The sequence below is a fragment of the Flavobacterium micromati genome (assembly GCF_900129585.1).
Taxonomy (GTDB): domain Bacteria; phylum Bacteroidota; class Bacteroidia; order Flavobacteriales; family Flavobacteriaceae; genus Flavobacterium; species Flavobacterium micromati.
In genome coordinates this window covers 1-1383 of the sequence record NZ_FQWF01000032.1, presented here as the reverse complement: position 1 = coordinate 1383, position 1383 = coordinate 1, and the positions used below count along the sequence as shown (strand labels likewise).

At 33.2% G+C, this 1383-nt stretch carries 1 protein-coding gene; it reads right to left on the bottom strand.

Going from position 1 to position 1383, the window contains the following annotated elements; translation table 11 throughout:
* Positions 1-76: 76 nt before the first annotated feature.
* Positions 77-1306: an IS4 family transposase gene (locus BUB42_RS16015; RefSeq protein ID WP_073022171.1), complete on the bottom strand. Its 1230-nt coding sequence runs from the start codon at positions 1304-1306 to the stop codon at positions 77-79.
* Positions 1307-1383: the final 77 nt, after the last annotated feature.

The following is a 1383-nucleotide window of genomic DNA, read 5'->3' as shown; positions in this document are numbered from 1 at the left end:
TCATTGCTATCCGAAAGTTTTAAGAAAACCTTAAATATCAGTCGGCATTGCCTATATACAGGTTGTTTTTAAAAAATTATCCTGAAAATAAGTCAGAACTAAATTCTAATTTTGGTTCTGATCTTATTTTTTTAGCTCCATTTCCAACTTCATTGCAGACATAATTTAAACTTAGATAATAGACTAAACAGATTCTGATTTTTTCAACCAAATTAGTGAACGATTTTGTCTTCTTTGCTATTGTTCTATTAATCAATTCTACCAATAAATAACTGATCAAAGCAATATAAATTTGCGATTTAACTGCGTTTTCATTTGTGCCTAAGAATGTTTTTATTTGCAGATTTTGTTTCATTGCTTTGAAAAACAACTCGATATCCCATCGCTTTTTGTACAAATCAGCAATGGTTCTTGCTGACCATTGTAAATTGTTGGTTATTATCTCAATAACCTTGTTTTCATCTTCTTTATAGACGTGAACTAATCGTAAGTGCTGTTCGCTAATACCAATCTCTACCGCTTTATTGCTAGTTAAAACTATAATTTCGTCTTTTATAATATCCTCATCTTCCTTCTCAGGCAAGTCTAATTCTTGGACAGTTTTATACAATGTATTGGTCTTGATTCGAGTAACAAAAACATTTTCGGCTTGAATCCGATGCAACATCAATGTGAAATCAAAATAAGCCCTGTCTTCAATAACAATTGTTCCTTTTGGAAAAATTAACTGACCAAGACCGTATCGGTCGTGTGTTTTTGCAGGAGTTATATTTACCAAGTCTGGAATCTGCAAATTGTCATCCCAGCACGTGTGTATTTTTAAACCGCCTTTTGCTGTCCGAAACTTTGCCCAGTCAAACATATTTAAACATAGGCTAATTGTGGTACTATCAATGATTTTTATAGTTTGGTCTTTAATTTCGGTAATAATACTACGTTGGGACTCACTTTTCAAAACTCTTTCATAGTGCTTTAAAACCCTGTAATACAAGGATTCAAATACTCTCCAATCCCGTTTTTTATTACCGTCACTCATCGTAGATCTTGCGGGACTTTGGTTTAAACCTAAATCGCCAATAAAAGTCTCGCTAACACCAATTCCAGTGGAAATATCGTTTAATGTATAGCATTTATTTAGCTGTCCGTAAGTTAAAGCGACAAATTGGTCGTAAGTCTTGTATTTACTACATCCCTTGTCTGATTTGTGCTTTTTTGCACAAGATTCAATCATCCAACGAGGAACTAGGTCGATAATTTGTCGGATAACTGGTTTTTTAATATTTTTGTTCCGCCTGAAGAGTCCCATATAATTATTTTATTTTTCGCAAAACAAAAATAAGGGAATCTCAGGCACTTTTTATTTTAGACTTTCGGATCGTAGTG